Annotated in this window: 13 protein-coding genes; 1 reads left to right on the forward strand and 12 read right to left on the reverse strand. The window is 64.6% G+C overall.

Translation table 11 applies throughout. The features are described from left to right. Positions 1–37 precede the first annotated feature (37 nt). The 8 genes from groL to R4P95_RS05740 all read right to left on the reverse strand — a co-directional run bounded on the left by groL (position 38) and on the right by R4P95_RS05740 (position 8,894). A complete protein-coding gene (gene groL / locus R4P95_RS05705; protein WP_317743838.1) occupies positions 38–1,687 on the reverse strand; it encodes a chaperonin GroEL in 1,650 nt (549 codons plus the stop codon). A gap of 46 nt (positions 1,688–1,733) precedes the next feature. Beyond that, positions 1,734–2,759, reverse strand: coding sequence for an NAD(P)-dependent alcohol dehydrogenase (locus R4P95_RS05710; protein WP_317743839.1), 1,026 nt, complete (start codon positions 2,757–2,759; stop codon positions 1,734–1,736). Then, on the reverse strand, positions 2,756–3,502 hold the full coding sequence (locus R4P95_RS05715; protein ID WP_213573932.1) for an iron-sulfur cluster assembly protein: 747 nt from the start codon (positions 3,500–3,502) through the stop codon (positions 2,756–2,758). The genes R4P95_RS05710 and R4P95_RS05715 overlap by 4 nt, the downstream gene beginning before the upstream one ends. After that, positions 3,499–4,545, reverse strand: a complete 1,047-nt coding sequence (locus R4P95_RS05720) for an amidohydrolase family protein (RefSeq protein WP_213573934.1) — start codon at positions 4,543–4,545, stop codon at positions 3,499–3,501. The genes R4P95_RS05715 and R4P95_RS05720 overlap by 4 nt, the downstream gene beginning before the upstream one ends. A gap of 78 nt (positions 4,546–4,623) precedes the next feature. After that, positions 4,624–4,965 carry a propane 2-monooxygenase effector subunit MimD gene (gene mimD / locus R4P95_RS05725; protein ID WP_213573936.1) on the reverse strand — a complete coding sequence of 114 codons (342 nt, stop codon included), beginning with the start codon at positions 4,963–4,965 and terminating at the stop codon, positions 4,624–4,626. Beyond that, complete coding sequence (locus tag R4P95_RS05730; RefSeq protein ID WP_317743840.1) at positions 4,962–6,077, reverse strand: aromatic/alkene monooxygenase hydroxylase subunit beta; 1,116 nt, start codon at positions 6,075–6,077, stop codon at positions 4,962–4,964. The genes mimD and R4P95_RS05730 overlap by 4 nt, the downstream gene beginning before the upstream one ends. 53 nt (positions 6,078–6,130) lie before the next feature. Next, positions 6,131–7,174 carry an FAD-binding oxidoreductase gene (locus R4P95_RS05735; protein ID WP_213573940.1) on the reverse strand — a complete coding sequence of 348 codons (1,044 nt, stop codon included), beginning with the start codon at positions 7,172–7,174 and terminating at the stop codon, positions 6,131–6,133. Positions 7,175–7,259: 85 nt separating this feature from the next. Beyond that, positions 7,260–8,894: a methane monooxygenase gene (locus tag R4P95_RS05740; protein WP_213573942.1), complete on the reverse strand. Its 1,635-nt coding sequence runs from the start codon at positions 8,892–8,894 to the stop codon at positions 7,260–7,262. Positions 8,895–10,046: 1,152 nt separating this feature from the next. Here R4P95_RS05740 and R4P95_RS05745 point away from each other — a divergent pair. Continuing rightward, a complete protein-coding gene (locus R4P95_RS05745; RefSeq protein ID WP_317743841.1) occupies positions 10,047–10,568 on the forward strand; it encodes a hypothetical protein in 522 nt (173 codons plus the stop codon). A 448-nt stretch (positions 10,569–11,016) separates the two neighbouring features. Here the strand turns inward: R4P95_RS05745 and R4P95_RS05750 are convergent, their stop codons facing one another. The 4 genes from R4P95_RS05750 to R4P95_RS05765 form a co-directional block, all read right to left on the reverse strand. Beyond that, a complete protein-coding gene (locus R4P95_RS05750; protein ID WP_317743842.1) occupies positions 11,017–11,610 on the reverse strand; it encodes a DUF2867 domain-containing protein in 594 nt (197 codons plus the stop codon). 43 nt (positions 11,611–11,653) lie between these two features. Further along, positions 11,654–12,352: a M23 family metallopeptidase gene (locus R4P95_RS05755; protein ID WP_208963358.1), complete on the reverse strand. Its 699-nt coding sequence runs from the start codon at positions 12,350–12,352 to the stop codon at positions 11,654–11,656. A 363-nt stretch (positions 12,353–12,715) separates the two neighbouring features. Further along, positions 12,716–15,136, reverse strand: coding sequence for an excinuclease ABC subunit UvrA (locus tag R4P95_RS05760; protein WP_317743843.1), 2,421 nt, complete (start codon positions 15,134–15,136; stop codon positions 12,716–12,718). Positions 15,137–15,215: 79 nt separating this feature from the next. Beyond that, the gene (locus tag R4P95_RS05765) at positions 15,216–15,665 is read right to left on the reverse strand and encodes a helix-turn-helix transcriptional regulator (RefSeq protein ID WP_317743845.1); all 450 of its coding nucleotides are present in this window, start codon (positions 15,663–15,665) and stop codon (positions 15,216–15,218) included. Positions 15,666–15,727: the final 62 nt, after the last annotated feature.

Below are 15,727 nucleotides of genomic sequence, written 5' to 3' on the forward strand. Positions count from 1 at the left end.
TCGCAGGACCAACGAGGCGGTGACCCACTGGTCTTTGTCAATAGATATTCGACGGGCGGACCATGCCTTCGGCGAGATCGCCGAAACCGGGTGCCATGATGGCACCGGGATTACCGATCACCTCCTCCACGACAGCGGTCTCGGTCGTGATCAGCAGTGCCGCGATCGAGGCGGCACTCTCGAGCGCGGCGCGGGTGACCTTGAACGGGTCGATCACCCCGTCGTCGAACATGTCCCCGTATTCACCGGTGAGCGCATTGAAACCGTGGCCGAGCGGTAGACCGGCGACCACCTCGACGACCTCGTCGCCTTCGAAACCGGCGTTGATCGCGATCCAGCGCAGCGGTTCCGGAAGAGCGCGGCGCACGACGTCAACCCCGATCGCCTCGTCGCCGGCCAGGTCGAGATCGGCCAATGCCCGATGCGACTGCGCCAGCGCGGTGCCACCGCCGGAGACGATCCCGGCCTCGAGCGCGGCGCGGGTGGCGGCCAGGGCGTCCTCGACGCGCAGCATCCGCTCCTTGAGCTCGACACTGGTCGCGCCGCCGACGCGGATGACGGCAACCCGCCCGGTGAGCCGGGCGATGCGCAGCTCGAGGCTTTCCTGATCCGCCTCGATCTTGGCGCGCTCGAGCTGCGCCTCGAGCTGCGCGATGCGGGCGTCGAGCAGACGCTGGTCCCCGTGGCCGCCGACGATCGTGGTCTCGTTCTCGGTCACGGTGATGCGGTCACACGAACCGAGATGCTCGACACTGATTTCGGACAGTTCGATGCCGGTGTCCTTGGCGATCACGTGCCCACCCAATGCCACCGCGAGATCTTCGAGCTCGGCGACGCGGCGATGACCGAACCCTGGAGCCCGAACGACCACCGACTGCATCGTCTTGTGCATGTTGCCGCCGACGAGTAGTTGCAGGGCCGGACCGTCGACGTCCTCGGCCAGTACGACCAGGGACCGGTCGGCTCGCTTGGCCACCTCGATGGCCGGCATGATGTCCTGGACCTGGCTGATCTTCTTGTTGGTCAGCAAAATCAGCGGATTGGTGTGCACCGCTTCCATCCGCTCCGGGTCGGTGACCATGTAGCCGGAGATGTAGCCGTGGTCGAACTCGATGCCGTCGACGATGTTGACCGACAGCCCGAGGGTGTCGCTTTCCTCGGTGGTGACGACCCCGGACTTGCCGACGTAATCGACCGCCGTCGAGATGGCGTGCCCGATCACTTCGTCGTCGCTGGCGGCGAGGGTCGCGATCCGGTGCAGATCGCTCTGCCCCACGATCTGGGAGGCCTGCTCACGGAGGGAGTCGACGACCACGGACACGGCCCGTTCGATGCCGCGCCGCACCCGCATGGGGTTGGCGCCGGCATCGACCGAGCGCAGACCTTCGCGGACCATGGCCTGGGCGAGCACGGTGGCGGTGGTGGTGCCGTCGCCGACCACACCGTTGGTCTTCATCGCCACCTCCTTGACCAACTGGGCACCCATGTTGGCGAAGGGCTCGCGGAGCTGGATCTCGCGGGCAATGGTCACGCCGTCGTTGGTGATCGTCGGTGGCCCGGTGAGCTTTTCGAGTACCGCGTTGCGCCCCTTGGGGCCGAGGGTCACCTTGACCGCGTCGGCGAGGGCGTTGACGCCCTGCTCGAGCCGCGCTCGGGCGTCCGTGTTGTACCGCAACTCTTTTGCCATGACTGATGGTCCTTTCGTACTTTTCTTGTGCGGAGTTTGCAGCGCGTCAGGGGACGAGAATCGCCCGGCCGCGGACCCGACCGGCATCGAGATCGTCGAGGGCTTGCTGGAAATCCTCGAGCCGGTACCGGGTGGTGTGCAAAGTGACCTTGCCCTGGGCGGCGAGGATCATGAGCTCCTGCAGGTCGTTGTAGGAGCCGACGAGATTTCCGATGAAGTTGATCTCGGTGGAGATCACGTCGATGGTCGGGACGTCGAGGTTCTCGCCGTATCCGACTACGTAGTAGTTCCCGGCGCGGCGCAGCATCGCAACCCCTTCGGCGGTGGCGCCGCCTTCACCGACGAAGTCGACGACGGCTTCGGCGCCGTGCCCGCCGGTCAGGTCGAGCACCTGCTGGATATGGGTGCCGTCGGCGACGATGCCGTGGTCGGCGCCGATCTTCACGGCGAGGTCGACGGCCGCGGGGTTACGGTCGAGCACGACCACGGTGACACCGGAAATCGCCTTCAGGACCTGGATGCCGATGTGGCCGAGTCCGCCGGCCCCGATCACCACGCACACGTCTCCGGGGCGAGTGGTCCTGGCGACCTTGGCGACGGCGTGGTACGCCGTCAGGCCCGCGTCGGCGAGGGCGGCGACGTCGGCGGGTTCGAGCGAGTCGTCGATCCGGACCACGCTGCGGGCGGTGGTGCGCAAATACTCGGCGTACCCGCCGTTGGTGTCGATGCCGGGGAACTTGCTGTTCTGGCAGTGGACGTCGTCACCGAAACGGCACGCCCGGCACAACCCGCACGTGATCAGCGGGTGCAGGATCACCTTGTCGCCGACCACCACGTTGGTGACGGCGTCACCCACCGCGTGGACCCAACCGGCGTTCTCGTGACCGATCGTGTACGGCAGTGCGACACCGGACTTCTCCTCCCACTGCCCCTCGAGAACATGCAGGTCGGTACGGCACACGCCCGCGCCGCCGATCCGCACGATGACATCGAACGGACCCTCGATCGTGGGTTCGGGAATGTCGGTAAGCTGCAGCTTGGTGTGGTATCCCACCACTTGCACGGCCTTCATCGCGGGCTCCTGGTTCTGAGATCGGTGATTCGCGGAGTGCTGCCGACGGATTCGCTGTCGGCGTAGCGGGTGGCGAGCAGGCCGCGGCAGAAGTGGGCGTTGCCTTCCATCGAAATGCGCACCGACTTGGCGAACCGCAGCCGCATCGGCACCGACTCCGCGGGGATGCGTTTGCCGGCGTCGTCGACGAACACCGGGCTGGCCGGGCAGATGCTCAACCCGAGGCCGATTCGGCGTCGCAGCAACGCGGCCTTCGCTTTTCCGGGGGCGAGGTCGCTGAGAACGAGTCGGTAAATCTCGTTCACACCCATGTCGGTGGTCTTCAGGTGCGCCTCCACACAGCGTTCCATCGCCGCGGCATGTGCCTTGGACCGGAACGTTCGGCGCAGTTCGTGCAGACTCTCTTCCGCCTCGGAGCCGAACGTTCCGACGTATCCGGCGTCGGCCGCGAGGCCGGTGTTGATCTTGTCGCTGTCGTGGTGGTCGTCAAGCATTACCCGCACCTCGCCGATATCCCCGATCAGGCGCAGGGCGTCGAGCGCGTCGGAAGCCATGAGGTAGGCGAAGTTCGGCGAGCAGAACGCGGTGGGCAGCCGCAGGTGAACGGTGGCCCCGTCGTCGTCGAGGGTGACCGACCGGACGAAACCGAGATCGGTGATCGGCTCGTCCAGTTCCGGGTCGGTGACCGTCGACAGGGCCATCAGAACGTCCTCTTCGGTGCAGACGACGGCAGCGGTGGTCATGACGGCACGGTTTCCCGCGCCCCGGCAGCGACCTCCACACCTTCCTGCCCGGCCGGCTCGGCCAGTTGCAGGTCCGCGGGAACGTCGATGTCGTACAGCGCTGCGGCGTTGAGGCCGAGGATCTTCTGCTTCTGCAGGGCAGTAATCGGGGCGTACTCGCCCTGCATGTCCTCGGGGATCTGGAAGTCGACGAACTTCTCGATCAGCCATTTCGGGGTCCACAGTGCGTAGTCGCTGCCGAACAGGATCTTGTCCTCGCCGATCCAGTAGAGCAATTCGCCGATGATCTGGGCGAAGTAGCGGGGCCGGGTGTGGATGAACGGCAGAGCCACTGCCAATCCGCCGTAGACGTTCGATTCCTGGGTGGCGATCCAGCAGAAGTCCTCGAGCCGCGGCAGACCCACATGCTCGACGACGAATCGCAGGTCCAAGTAGTCGGTGGCGACCTTGTCGACGTCGGAGACATCGAAGGCGTCGCGGTCGAGGGGACGGATCGTCGGGCCCTTGTGGACGTGAATATTCCTGATCCCCAGCTTGATGCACTCTTCGAGGTAGCGCCGCGACCACTTGTCGTCGAGCTTGTAGCCGCGGGAGTCGCCGTGCCATTCGGCGGTGTAGAGCTTGACGCCCTGCAGGTTCATCTCGGCCGCGTCCCTGCGGAGCTGCTCGAGGCCGGCCTCTTCGTAGCGGGGGTCGTAGGCGTGGTTGTAGGTGAGCTTGCCGGGGTGCTTGGCGACCAGGGCGCGCGCTTCGTCGGTCTGCCCGAACCCGGTGTGATAGAAGTCGCTGAGCAAGGTGGCCTGAAAGATCGCGTGGTCGACGTATCCGTCCACGAAGATGTCGCGCTCGAAACGTTCGCTGCCGTAGTACTTGTAGGTTTCGTAGTCCCACACGACCTCCTCGGGGCTGAGGTTCTTGTGGTAGTCGTAGAAGCACTCGATGAACTGCTCGCCGTGCACATTCTTCTGGTTCGACTCGCGGGCGTCCCAAATGTGCACATGCCCATCGACGATGAAGTACTTCTGACCGTCTTTCTGATACATCGCGTCCTCGCTTGGTCCTGGTTTTCGGGTGGGCTGGGGGTGTCCGGGGCCACCCTGCGTGGCCCCGGACAGCTGCGGTCAGTGCTCGGTGAGGTCGAATCCGATGTACTCGGCTGCGTCTTCGGGGCTGGCGAACAGCAGAGTCTTGTCGTCGAGGTGAACCATGCGCCCGTAATGGGTGGAGCTGATCTCCTCGAAAATGGAGCCGTCGAACTCCTCACCGAGAGCGTCGGTGAGTTCCTCGTAGTCGAAATTCAGCAGCTTCTGGCCGTCGACGCGGATCATCGACGGGTACTCGGTCAGCTCCACACCGTCCTTGGCGCCCATCACGTCCGCGACGACGCGGCCGATGGGGGTGTTCATCAAGGTGACGCCACACATGTTGGAGAACTCGGTGGTCGATCCGAATTGCATGGTCACTGGTCCAACTCCTTGGGGATGTCGAGCCCGAGGTCCTCGAGCAGGGAACGGAACTTCGCGGTGGCGGCGTCGAGGCTGGTGGCGAAGGTGACCGCCTTGTCGGCCGGCTGCGACCAGATCGGCTGCAGCGCCCGGGCGGCGTCCAGGCACCGGGGCACCCAGGTGGCCAGCCAGGTGCCGAACAGCTCCTTGTTCGCCTCCCCGACCTCGGGATCGCGGGTGAGCAACCGGAACAGGTTGCGGGTGTAGTTGAGGTCGCGGTCGTAATCGTGTTCCCCCGTGCCGACGATGGTGGGGGTGATGTAGTCACCATTCCCGGCGGCGATCTGCATGACCAGTTCGCTGCGGAACAGCGATCCCACCAGCTGCTCGAAGACGATGTTCGAGGCGAACAGCAGCTCACACCAATCGGGAACCGCGGTGAGCCGCTCGACGACCTCCCGGGTGGGCTGCCACTCAGGGGCGGACTGCCACACGTCCTTGTGGGCGGCGCCGTCGAAGTTCTCGGTGGCCTCGGACAGGTCCAGGTTGAACAGGGCCAGGTCCTGGGCGAAGCGCATCTTGTGGGCGGCGTTCACCGCGACGGCGGTGTTGATCATATTCGTCGGGCAGGACCGCTGGATGGAGGTGAACACGTGCAGCGCCAACCCGTTCTCGGCGTGCATCCACGCCCCCAGGTTGCGGGAGATGAACGTCAGCCACGGTGTGTTCCAGCCGTCGTAGACCCGGGCGCGTTTGGCGTTGGACAGGCACAATTCGACCTGGTGGACGACCTTGGAGTTGTTCCGGAAGATCGTCTGGTCCCACTCCTCGTTCGGGTCGAGGAAGGCGTGCCAGTTCGACGACTTCGCCGCCGTCCACTCCTTCGGATAGCCGCCGGGGCCGTTCCCGAACCCGTAGATCCAGCCCTGGGAGAGGTGACGGTCAGGGTCGGGCTGGACGTCGACCGTGACATCCTCGTACATCGTCGCCCGCTTCTTGGCCGGCGTGAAGTAGCTGTAGGTTCTGCTCTTCGAGCTCGGGAACTCCAGCGCACCGGCCTCGGAGTCGGTGAACTCGATCCTCGGAAAGCTGCGCTGCTTGCTCCCGGTGTTCTCGGTGGTTGCGGTCATCTCGTTTCTCAGTTCCTGTCTGTGAAAGAGGGCGGTGAAATTCCCTGCTGTCGCTACTCGAACGCGGGGCTGGTGAACTTGTCGTAGAAGATTTGGTCGTGAGGGGTGTTACTCACCTCGAGCAGTTCCAGAGCGGCATCGACCATCGGCGGCGGCCCGCACAGGTACACCTCTGCCCGGCCGAGTTCAGGTTCGGAGCGGCTGACGACATCGGTGACATTGCCGTCCTCGACGGTGATCGCACCCACCGGTGCAGGGTCCATCGATTCCGACAGGCAGGCCACGAACGTGAAATCCGTCAGGTTCTTACCGAGTTCGAGGATCTCGTCGAGATAGAACAGGTCCTGCGGGGTGCGGGCACCGTAGTAGAAATGCACCTGCCGGGTGTTGCTTGTCTCGTTCATGTGCCGCAGCAGCGACAGCAGCGGAGCCATCCCCGCGCCGCCGCCGATGAAGACCATCGGCAGAACATGGCCGTCCTTGATGGTGAACGACCCGTACGGGCCCGTCAGCGCGATCTCGTCACCCACCGAGATCCCGTCCTCGAGCAGGCCGGCGAACTTGCCGCCGGGATATTTTTTGATCAGGAACTCGACCTGCCCCGGCGTCGATTGGGTTGTCGCCATGGAGAAGGAGCGATGCTCGTCGGTGCCCGGGATGTGCAAATCCGAGTACTGACCGGGTTTGAATTCGTACGCGGCGGGTTCGATCGGCGCCAGCCGCAGCGACACGATGTCCTTGGTCATCGACTCGATTGCGGTCACCTGGGTGCGCACATCCTGGATGGGGACACCGCCGAGGAGTTCGTCCTCGTCGAAATTGAGCAGTTCGATGGTGCAGTCGCTGTATGCCGTGGAACGGCACAGCAGGACGTTGCCCTCGTCGACCTCGGCGTCGTTGCACGCAAACGTCGAGTAGTTCTCCATCTGGATGTCGCCGTCGAGGACGAAGGATTTGCAGGCCGAGCACCGGCCCTCACGGCAGCCGTGCATCAGATGGATGCCCTGCCGGAATGCTGCATCGAGGATGTACTCGTCCTCGCCGACTTCCATCTCGATGTTGACGGGCTCGAAGTTGATTACGTGCTTGTCGGCCACGGGGTCTCTCCTGGGCTTGTGAAAGTGAATTAGTGGAGCGGTGGGTGGCGCCGGAGTGGCCGCGGCGCCACCCACCGGGCCTGGATCAGGCCGGAACTGCGCCGCCGGCGCGGTACGCGGCGATGTGGGCGTTGCGTTCGGCGTCCGACATCTGGTTCAGCAGCACGTTCGGACTCTGGAAGGTGTTGCCCCGCACGTCATCGAGGGTCCACATCTTCTTCGGATCGTCCAGGTGCAGGTGCGGCTGACCGATGAGGGTCTTACCGTCGTCGCGGACATAACCCAGGTCCTGCACGATGTCGGCCAGATCCTTGCCGTGATGCAACGTCTCCCACTCGCGGAATCCGGTGAGACGTCCCATGTTCGGGGTTTCCCGGCCCTCGTACTCACCGCGGAAGGCGACTGCGTCGGTCCAGTAGCAGGTCTCCGAGCAGTAGGTCCGCCACTGGTTGTCCACCTTCTCGACCACCATGTCCTCGCGGATCAGGGCCGGAACCATGCACGTCCAGCACCGGTGCGGGTACTGGTACCCGACCTCCTCGAACGCAATCGGCTTGTTGCGGCCCGGGTAGGCGAGACGGTTGTACTCCTCCCACCACTTGCCGTACTTCGAGTACCAGCCCGGGTACTTGTGCTCGAACCACTCGAAGTCCTTGTCGGTCATCGTGTCGATCCGCCAGTAGTTCACCGGCCACCCGGTCGCGAAGAACCGGGCTACCTCGTGGACGTAACCCTTCTCGGTGATGCGCTTCCACGACTCCTCGACCAGGTCGTGCGGAATCGTCAGCCCGTACTTCTCGAGGGGGATGAGGTAGCTGCGGTAGTAATCGTCGTAGATCCACCGCCGCCACATCTCGGCGTAACTTTCCCGGTCCTTGCGGCGGTCCTTGGTGCCGTACTCGATGAAGGTGCCGATCGCGGCGTCGACGACACAGTGGTTGTTCCACCACGCGTACCGCAGGTCTCGTTCGAGCAGCGGCCGGTTGCGCTCGTCGGCGAGGGCCATCAGCAGGATCGAATAGCCGTTGGAGATGTGCCGGGACTCGTCGGACTGCACCGAGTGGAACACCGTCGGCAGCAGGTAGTCACCATTGGCGGCGGCCTCGTCGGGCATCGCGACGAACAGGGTGTTCGTGAACGCGGTCTCGGCGACCACGGTCAGGTAGATGTTCGCGGCGGTGATCGCGTCACCGGTGATGAAGCCTTCACCGAACTGTCGGCCGATGGTGCCGGCGTAGTTGTTCGAGAACGCCTTCTCGGTGATGTCGAACCCGGCCGGGTCGATGTAGTTGTTCATGTACAGCTTCTTGAGGTTCATCTGGATCGTCGAGTGACGAACCTCGTCGATCATCTGCACCGCGAGGCCGTTGTGAATTTCCGGGTTGGGCACGGCGTCAATAGCCATCGGCATCGCACGGGCCGCTGAGATCTCCGGGAACGGGATGATCGACAGGAACAGCTTCTGCCATTCGAGCCACCGCTGCTGCACCTGGCGGAACATGTTGCCGCGGATGGCACCGTCCATGGCGCCGTACACGCGGTTGTCCTTCTCTTCCTCCATCGGGAAGTAGGACCGCATGATCTGCTTGAGAGGGTCCTTCTTCGGAGCCTTCTCGAAGGTGTAGTCGGTGCCGAACCGGGTGGCCGGGGTCGCGAAGGTCGGATCCCATGACAGTTCGGTGATCTTCGCGTGGGCCTTTGTCAGGCTTTGCCTACTCAATGTGCGCCTCCTGTATCGGGTGCCGGCCTAGTGCCGGCGGTGGGGACGTTGTGCGATTGATTCAACCGCGTAATCCAGCTCACGAGCGTCTCAGTGTGAGACGGGCGTCACATAGAGATGGTGTGTCGGGCGTCCACACTCAGCTCTTCGACATGACGGGCCTGTGAGGGTTTGCGTTTCGGCGAAGGATGGCGGTCATCGGGGTGGCCCATCCCTTGAGCGTTCGTTTCACAGCAAGCAGTTGTCATCCCCCATCGCTACCCTCGGCGGATTAGCTGCCCACTCCCGCGTAGATCGCGGAACGCAAAACTCGGGGCTCGGAGGTGAGATATTTCGACGCACTTTCGCATTTTCCGCCGAGACTTACTCTGGTGCAGCGGGACTGGGGTGTCCATGCGGATGAACTTTCCTCGAGATCCACGCGCTCGGCCTCGTGATGTGAACGCACTGGAACCTCGGCGCCTCACATTGAGACGCCCCGGACCCTCCGTGTGCGGCAGGCTCGGGAACGCCTCCGACTAGCTCAGGGTGGAGAAAATATACTACCCATGACCAATCCTTAACTGATGCCATCATTCTCGACGATGCACCGGGAATATGCCGACTGTGGCGCCGCGGGCGATTCAGCCCGAGCGGTGGCCGCGGCCTGCGAATCATGCAGACCGGACATCGATGCAGATGCCCGGCGGTGTGCACTGGACGACCCCTGAACTGGGTACAGGGTTTCGGCGCGCCGTCCCGCGGGCGTGCCGTCCGCCATGCCGCGGAGATGGCGGGCGGCGAGCAAGCTTCGTAATGTAATCCTCTGCGGCCCAGACGAAACATCGCCAACCCGAGACATCGGCCCCACCAAATAGGACCGGTTCACCAATGACTTTCCTTCCGTTCCATGCTGCCCCCGCAATCATGCCGATCGCTTCTGCTGCGCCGGCACAGATGTACTAGACCGAACGGTGAATCACCGCCGATATGCTCGGCCTCGAGGACATGACCGCCGCGACATGCCGCGCGGTTTCTCCCCATGAACTCAGGAGTTCTGTCGGTCGCCGTCTATTCCGGTCGCGCGTTCAACGAACACAAGGCTGAGGATTGCTGGGACAGCGCTTTGCTTGACCTCTTGACTTGACCTGCTTGACCGAGGGCCATGGTGGCATGAGTACACCACTCAAGAAGGTCGTCGACGATCAGCTCAACGCCAGCGGGATGGCCTCCGAGCAGCTCGACGACGTCGACGCCAGGTACGTTGCCGCCGGCGTGAAGAACGTGCTCTCGAACCTCGAGGCACGTCGCGCATGGGAGAACCACATCGGCGCGATCTTGACCCACAAGCAGGCAGTCGACGCCACCGGCTGGACGAAGCAGGCCCTCAGCCAAGCAGTCAAGGAATCGCGCGTGCTACGTCTGACCGCCGCCGACGGGACGATCGGCTACTGGTCAGGCGGATTGACCGACACCGCACCCCACGTCCCGATCCGAGGAATCAAAGACGTCCTGAAGGCTTGGGCCTCCGCCGATGTCCAGGCCTGGACCATCGCTTCGTGGATGTCGAGCCCACAACCAGAACTCGACGACCGCACTCCTAGACGGGCACTCCTCGACGGCGACACAGCCGATGTCGTCAAGCTCGCACGGCAGGCATCCGCTAGTGTCATGGACATCCCCGGCAGCATTTGAGAAGACCGCTCGGAGACACCGGTTACGTCAGTTCGTTCCTGAACCCGGCGAAACCCACGGCGCTGGTGGACTCGTCGCCCTTTACCGCCGACTGCTATGTCCATCATTTCTCGTTCCGCGCATGGGGGCACCGCCGCGCCGACCACAGGCGAACAGGAGAAGCTCTGTCCGGCAGTGAAGGAGGCACGCGCCTCTCCTCCCGAGTGAACCGTCGCAGGCGGCGACCAACATCTACTACCTGTTGTGGGACTACCGGTTCCACGGCTTCGACGCGCGCCTCGGCGCGCCGCCGGAGTGCTATTGTTCGTCGGATCCAGTCTCATCGCGGGTGTCCCCGTGTGGCTCTCGAGAAGCTGACCATCCGCCGTGCGCATGCGCACTGAGCAAGGGCCGGTTGAGATGCAAGCGCGGTGCGGCTCGTCCGAAATGTAATTCCTCGGCGATTGGGTTAGTTGTTTCGGCGCTCAGTGCTTGCCCGCCAGGCCCGTCCGAACTCCCGCATCATCAGGGGGTAGACGATCAGATGCCGGAAAGGTTTGATCGCTGACATGTAGGCGGCCCCGAGCTTCCCGTTCCGTTTCACGAGAATGGCCATTTGGCCGCGGTAACCGCCCGCCTCATCGGGCACCCAGCCGACATGGAGAATTCCGTGCACGGTCCGATTGACAGCTTCGAGCGCCCACTCGTCGTCGAGTTGGTACAGCGAGGTGAACGGCAGCGTGTCGGAGCCGCCGCCACCCGAGCTCGCACGCAGGTCGTCCGGCAGCCGATCGACGAGAGTGGGAGCGGGCACACGTGAACCGGCGTCCTGATCGTCAATCCCGAACACCTTGCCGAGCTCGAACCGAATCGCGAACAACAGGCGCATCGGCCACGGCCCGCGCCTCATCGGGTCGAACGCTGTGATTACCTGCACCAGCCGGGGAAAGTCGTCCGGGCCACCGGGTGTCGGTAGAGCCCACACGTCCTCTAGCCGGAAGTCACGGGTGAATTCGTGGATTCGCCAGGGCCGAGATGTGTGCGCGCTCTTCGGCAGTCTCATCTACGCATCGTAGGGTGCGCGACAAGGTCCGTATATGCGTGTCTCAGCCGCCGTGTCCGGGAACGGACACTCCGCGCGAGCTGAACCAGCCGACGGGATCGATCTTGGCGCCGTTGGCCGTCCAGACCTCGTAGTGCAGGTGAGGTCCGGTCGACTGACCACGGTTGCCCATGGTGGCGATGTGATCGCCCGCGCGGACCTGCTGCCCGACCGATACGAGGGACCTGTCGATGTGGCCGTACACGCCGATGGTGCCGTCGTCCTGCTGCAGACGAACCCACTGCCCGAACCCTGACGCCGGACCCGACTCGATCACCGTGCCGTTGGTGACGGCCTTGATCGGGGTGCCGATGGAGTTGGCGATATCGATGCCGTTGTGGTTCGTGCCCCACCGCGGGCCGAAGCCCGACGTGAAAGTACCGTCGGTCGGGAAGACGACACCCGGTCGACGCGCGGCTTCCTCAGCGGCAGCTCGTTCGGCAGCCTCGCGGGCAAGCCGCTCGGCCTCGGCCCTCGCCCGCTCGATCCGTTCGACCTCACGCTGGGTTGCCTGCTGCAGCTCGTCGGTGAAGTCGGTGAGATCCGTACGCGGGAACTGCAAGACCTGGGGGGCCATCGAGAGCGACACGCCTGCCTCCGCCGCGGTAGGCGCGATGCCGACGGCCACATCGCCGGTGGTCGCGGACGCGATCGTGCTCCCGGCCACGAGCAGTGCACTGGCGGCAAGCGGGACTGCTATCAGTCGGCCGCGAACGGTCTTCAGGTGGCGGCGCCGTAGGGCGCGCGGTGCTGGGTCGATTTTCCGGTGTCGAGACAAACCAGATTCCTCTGTCGAGCTGGGTAACCGGTAACGAATTGATCACGGTTTCGTCACAGGCTACTACGCGTTCGACAGATTTCGGCGCGTCGATTTGACAAGCATGTCCTGGCCAACGCTGTTTTGTGGATTTTTGTCGGCACACCAGTCCCGCAGGTAGCAGCTGGCACCAGCTGTCACGCGAAAGCGGTGACCGACCTCACAGTTAGGTCACAGGATCGACGTCGGATACGGCTCCGACCGGCGGGAACGGAGACATCCCCGCCGTCGGTGTTCCGCATAACTCGGTCAGGCGCCGACGTAGGCCGCGAGGTGCTCGCCGGTGAGTGTGGAGCGGGCGGCGACCAGATCGGTCGGCGTGCCTTCGAAAACGATCGTGCCGCCGTCGTGACCGGCGCCGGGGCCGAGGTCGATGATCCAGTCGGCGTGCGCCATGACCGCTTGGTGGTGCTCGATGACGATGACCGACTTGCCGGAGTCGACCAGCCGGTCGAGCAGGCCGAGTAACTGCTCGACGTCCGCGAGGTGGAGGCCGGCGGTCGGCTCGTCGAGGACGTACACACCACCCTTCTCGGCCAGGTGGGTAGCCAACTTGAGTCGTTGCCGCTCGCCGCCCGACAGCGTCGTGAGCGGCTGGCCGAGCGCCAGGTACCCGAGCCCGACGTCGGCGAGCCGGACGAGGATTTTGTGGGCGGCCGGGTTCTTCGCCTCCCCGTCGCCGAAGAATTCCTCGGCCTCGGCCACGGACATCGCGAGCACTTCGCTGATGTCGCGGCCACCGAGGTGGTAGTCGAGCACCGCTGCCTGGAACCGCTTCCCCTCGCACTCCTCGCAGGTGGTGGCGACACCGGCCATCATCGCCAGGTCGGTGAAGATGACACCTGCGCCGTTGCAGGTGGGACAGGCGCCCTCGGAGTTGGCGCTGAACAATGCAGGCTTGACTCCGTTGGCCTTCGCGAAGGCCTTGCGGATCGGATCGAGCAGTCCGGTGTACGTCGCCGGGTTGCTGCGCCTCGAGCCCCGGATGGCGCCCTGGTCCACCGACACCACGCCGTCCCGCTTGGCCAGCGAGCCGTGGATCAGTGAGCTCTTCCCCGACCCGGCCACACCGGTCACCACGACCAGCACGCCGAGCGGTACGTCGACGTCGACGTTCTGCAGATTGTGGGCGTTCGCACCGCGAATTTCGAGCGAGTCGGTGGAGGTGCGCACCGATTCCTTCAGCACGGCCCGGTCGTCGAAATGACGGCCGGTGATGGTGTCGCTGGCTCGCAGGCCCTCGACGGTGCCCTCGAAGCAGACGTGCCCACCGGCGGTACCGGCGCCAGGGCCGAGGTCGACGATGTGATCGGCGATCACGATCGTCTCCGGCTTGTGCTCCACGACGAGCACCGTGTTGCCCTTGTCCCGCAGACGCAGCAGCAGGTCGTTCATTCGGGCGATGTCGTGCGGGTGCAGGCCTGTGGTGGGCTCGTCGAAGACGTAGGTGACGTCGGTCAGCGAGGACCCGAGGTGGCGAATCATCTTGGTGCGCTGCGCTTCACCGCCCGACAACGTGCCGGACGGCCGGTCGAGGCTCAGGTAGCCCAGCCCGATCTCGACGAACGAGTCGAGGGTTGCGCCCAACTTCTCCAACAGGGGCGCCATCGACGGTTCCTTCAAACCGCGCACCCACACCGCGAGGTCACTGATCTGCATCGCGCACGCGTCGGCGATGTTGATGCCCTTGATCTTCGACGATCGCGCGGCCGCACTGAGGCGGGTGCCGTCGCAGTCGGGGCAGGTGGTGAACGTGATCGCCCGCTCGACGAATGCGCGGATGTGTGGCTGCATCGCGTCGACGTCCTTGGACAGGAACGACTTCTGTATCTGCGGGATAAGCCCCGTGTACGTCAGGTTGATGCCCTCGACCTTGATTTTGGTCGGCTCCCGGTGGAGCAGGTCGTGCAGTTCCTTTTTGGTGTACTTGCGGATCGGCTTGTCGGGGTCGAAATACCCGCAGCCGCGGTAGATGCGGCCGTACCAGCCCTCCATGCTGTAGCCGGGGATCGTGAGCGCACCCTCGTTGAGTGACTTGCTGTCGTCGTAGAGAGCGGACAGGTCGAAGTCGGTGACCGAGCCCCTGCCCTCGCAGCGCGGACACATGCCGCCGGTGATGCTGAAACTGCGCCGTTCCTTCGTCTGCTGGCCGCCGCGCTCGATGGTGACCGCGCCCGCGCCCGAGATCGAGGCGACGTTGAACGAGTACGCCTGTGGCGAGCCGATGTGCGGCTTTCCGAGCCGGCTGAACAGGATTCGGAGCATCGCATTGGCGTCGGTGGCGGTGCCGACGGTGGAGCGGGGGTCGACGCCCATCCGCTGCTGGTCGACGATGATCGCGGTCGTCAGCCCGTCGAGTACGTCGACGTCGGGCCGGGCCAGCGTCGGCATGAAGCCCTGAACGAAGGCGCTGTAGGTCTCGTTGATCATCCGCTGCGACTCCGCGGCGATCGTACTGAACACCAGGGAACTCTTGCCGGAGCCGGACACACCGGTGAACACCGTCAGCCTGCGTTTCGGGATTTCGACGCTGATGTTCTGAAGGTTGTTCACCCGCGCACCCTGCACGCGGATCAAATCGTGGCTGTCGGCACGATGCTGCGCCGGCGACTCCGAGTTGTCCCCTCGCTGCGCTCGCCCCGCCCTGTCCGTCCTCGTCGCCGTGCTCATCGTGTCTCCCCTCGGTTCCGCGGGCCGCCCCTCGCGGTCTCCGTCAGCGTCGTGCGCGGGCATCTACTCGATGCCGCAGTCACGTTAGCTGTGGCTCGGGTGCCGACGCTTCTCGATTCCTGATCGGTCTGGTCACCTGTTTCACCACGCAGGACGGCATCCCCGCCGTCGCGTGCTCCGCCTCGCGGCGATAGATGCTCGGCGGAACACCGACCAGCTCGGCGAAGCGGGTGCTGAAGGTACCCAGCGAGGAACAGCCGACCGCGAAACACACCTCGGTGACACTGAGGTCGCCACGACGCAGCAGCGCCATCGCGCGTTCGATACGCCGCGTCATCAGATACGAATACGGCGCCTCGCCATAGGCCAGCCGGAACTGGCGGCTGAGGTGCCCCGCCGACATGTTCACGCCGCGGGCGAGCGCCTCGACGTCCAGCGGCTGCGCGTACTCCCTGTCGATTCGGTCGCGAACGCGGCGCAGACGTGCAAGGTCCTGCAGGTGCTGCGCTGAGGCGGGTCTGCTGGTCACCTGCTCGATCGTGCCACGCCGCACCGCAGTTGCCCAGTGTCCACCAAGTCGGAACGGCAGAC

It is taken from the genome of Rhodococcus sp. IEGM 27 (genome assembly GCF_033142305.1).
GTDB lineage: Bacteria > Actinomycetota > Actinomycetes > Mycobacteriales > Mycobacteriaceae > Rhodococcus_F > Rhodococcus_F oxybenzonivorans.

Excerpts from the sequence above, each read along its gene's own strand:
- groL (WP_317743838.1), bottom strand. The coding sequence starts at position 1,687 with ATGGCAAAAGAGTTGCGGTACAACACGGACGCCCGAGCGCGGCTCGAG.
- R4P95_RS05760 (WP_317743843.1), bottom strand. The coding sequence starts at position 15,136 with ATGAGCACGGCGACGAGGACGGACAGGGCGGGGCGAGCGCAGCGAGGG.
- R4P95_RS05710 (WP_317743839.1), bottom strand. The coding sequence starts at position 2,759 with ATGAAGGCCGTGCAAGTGGTGGGATACCACACCAAGCTGCAGCTTACC.
- R4P95_RS05745 (WP_317743841.1), top strand. The coding sequence starts at position 10,047 with ATGAGTACACCACTCAAGAAGGTCGTCGACGATCAGCTCAACGCCAGC.
- R4P95_RS05750 (WP_317743842.1), bottom strand. The coding sequence starts at position 11,610 with ATGAGACTGCCGAAGAGCGCGCACACATCTCGGCCCTGGCGAATCCAC.
- R4P95_RS05720 (WP_213573934.1), bottom strand. The coding sequence starts at position 4,545 with ATGTATCAGAAAGACGGTCAGAAGTACTTCATCGTCGATGGGCATGTG.
- R4P95_RS05715 (WP_213573932.1), bottom strand. The coding sequence starts at position 3,502 with ATGACCACCGCTGCCGTCGTCTGCACCGAAGAGGACGTTCTGATGGCC.
- R4P95_RS05730 (WP_317743840.1), bottom strand. The coding sequence starts at position 6,077 with ATGACCGCAACCACCGAGAACACCGGGAGCAAGCAGCGCAGCTTTCCG.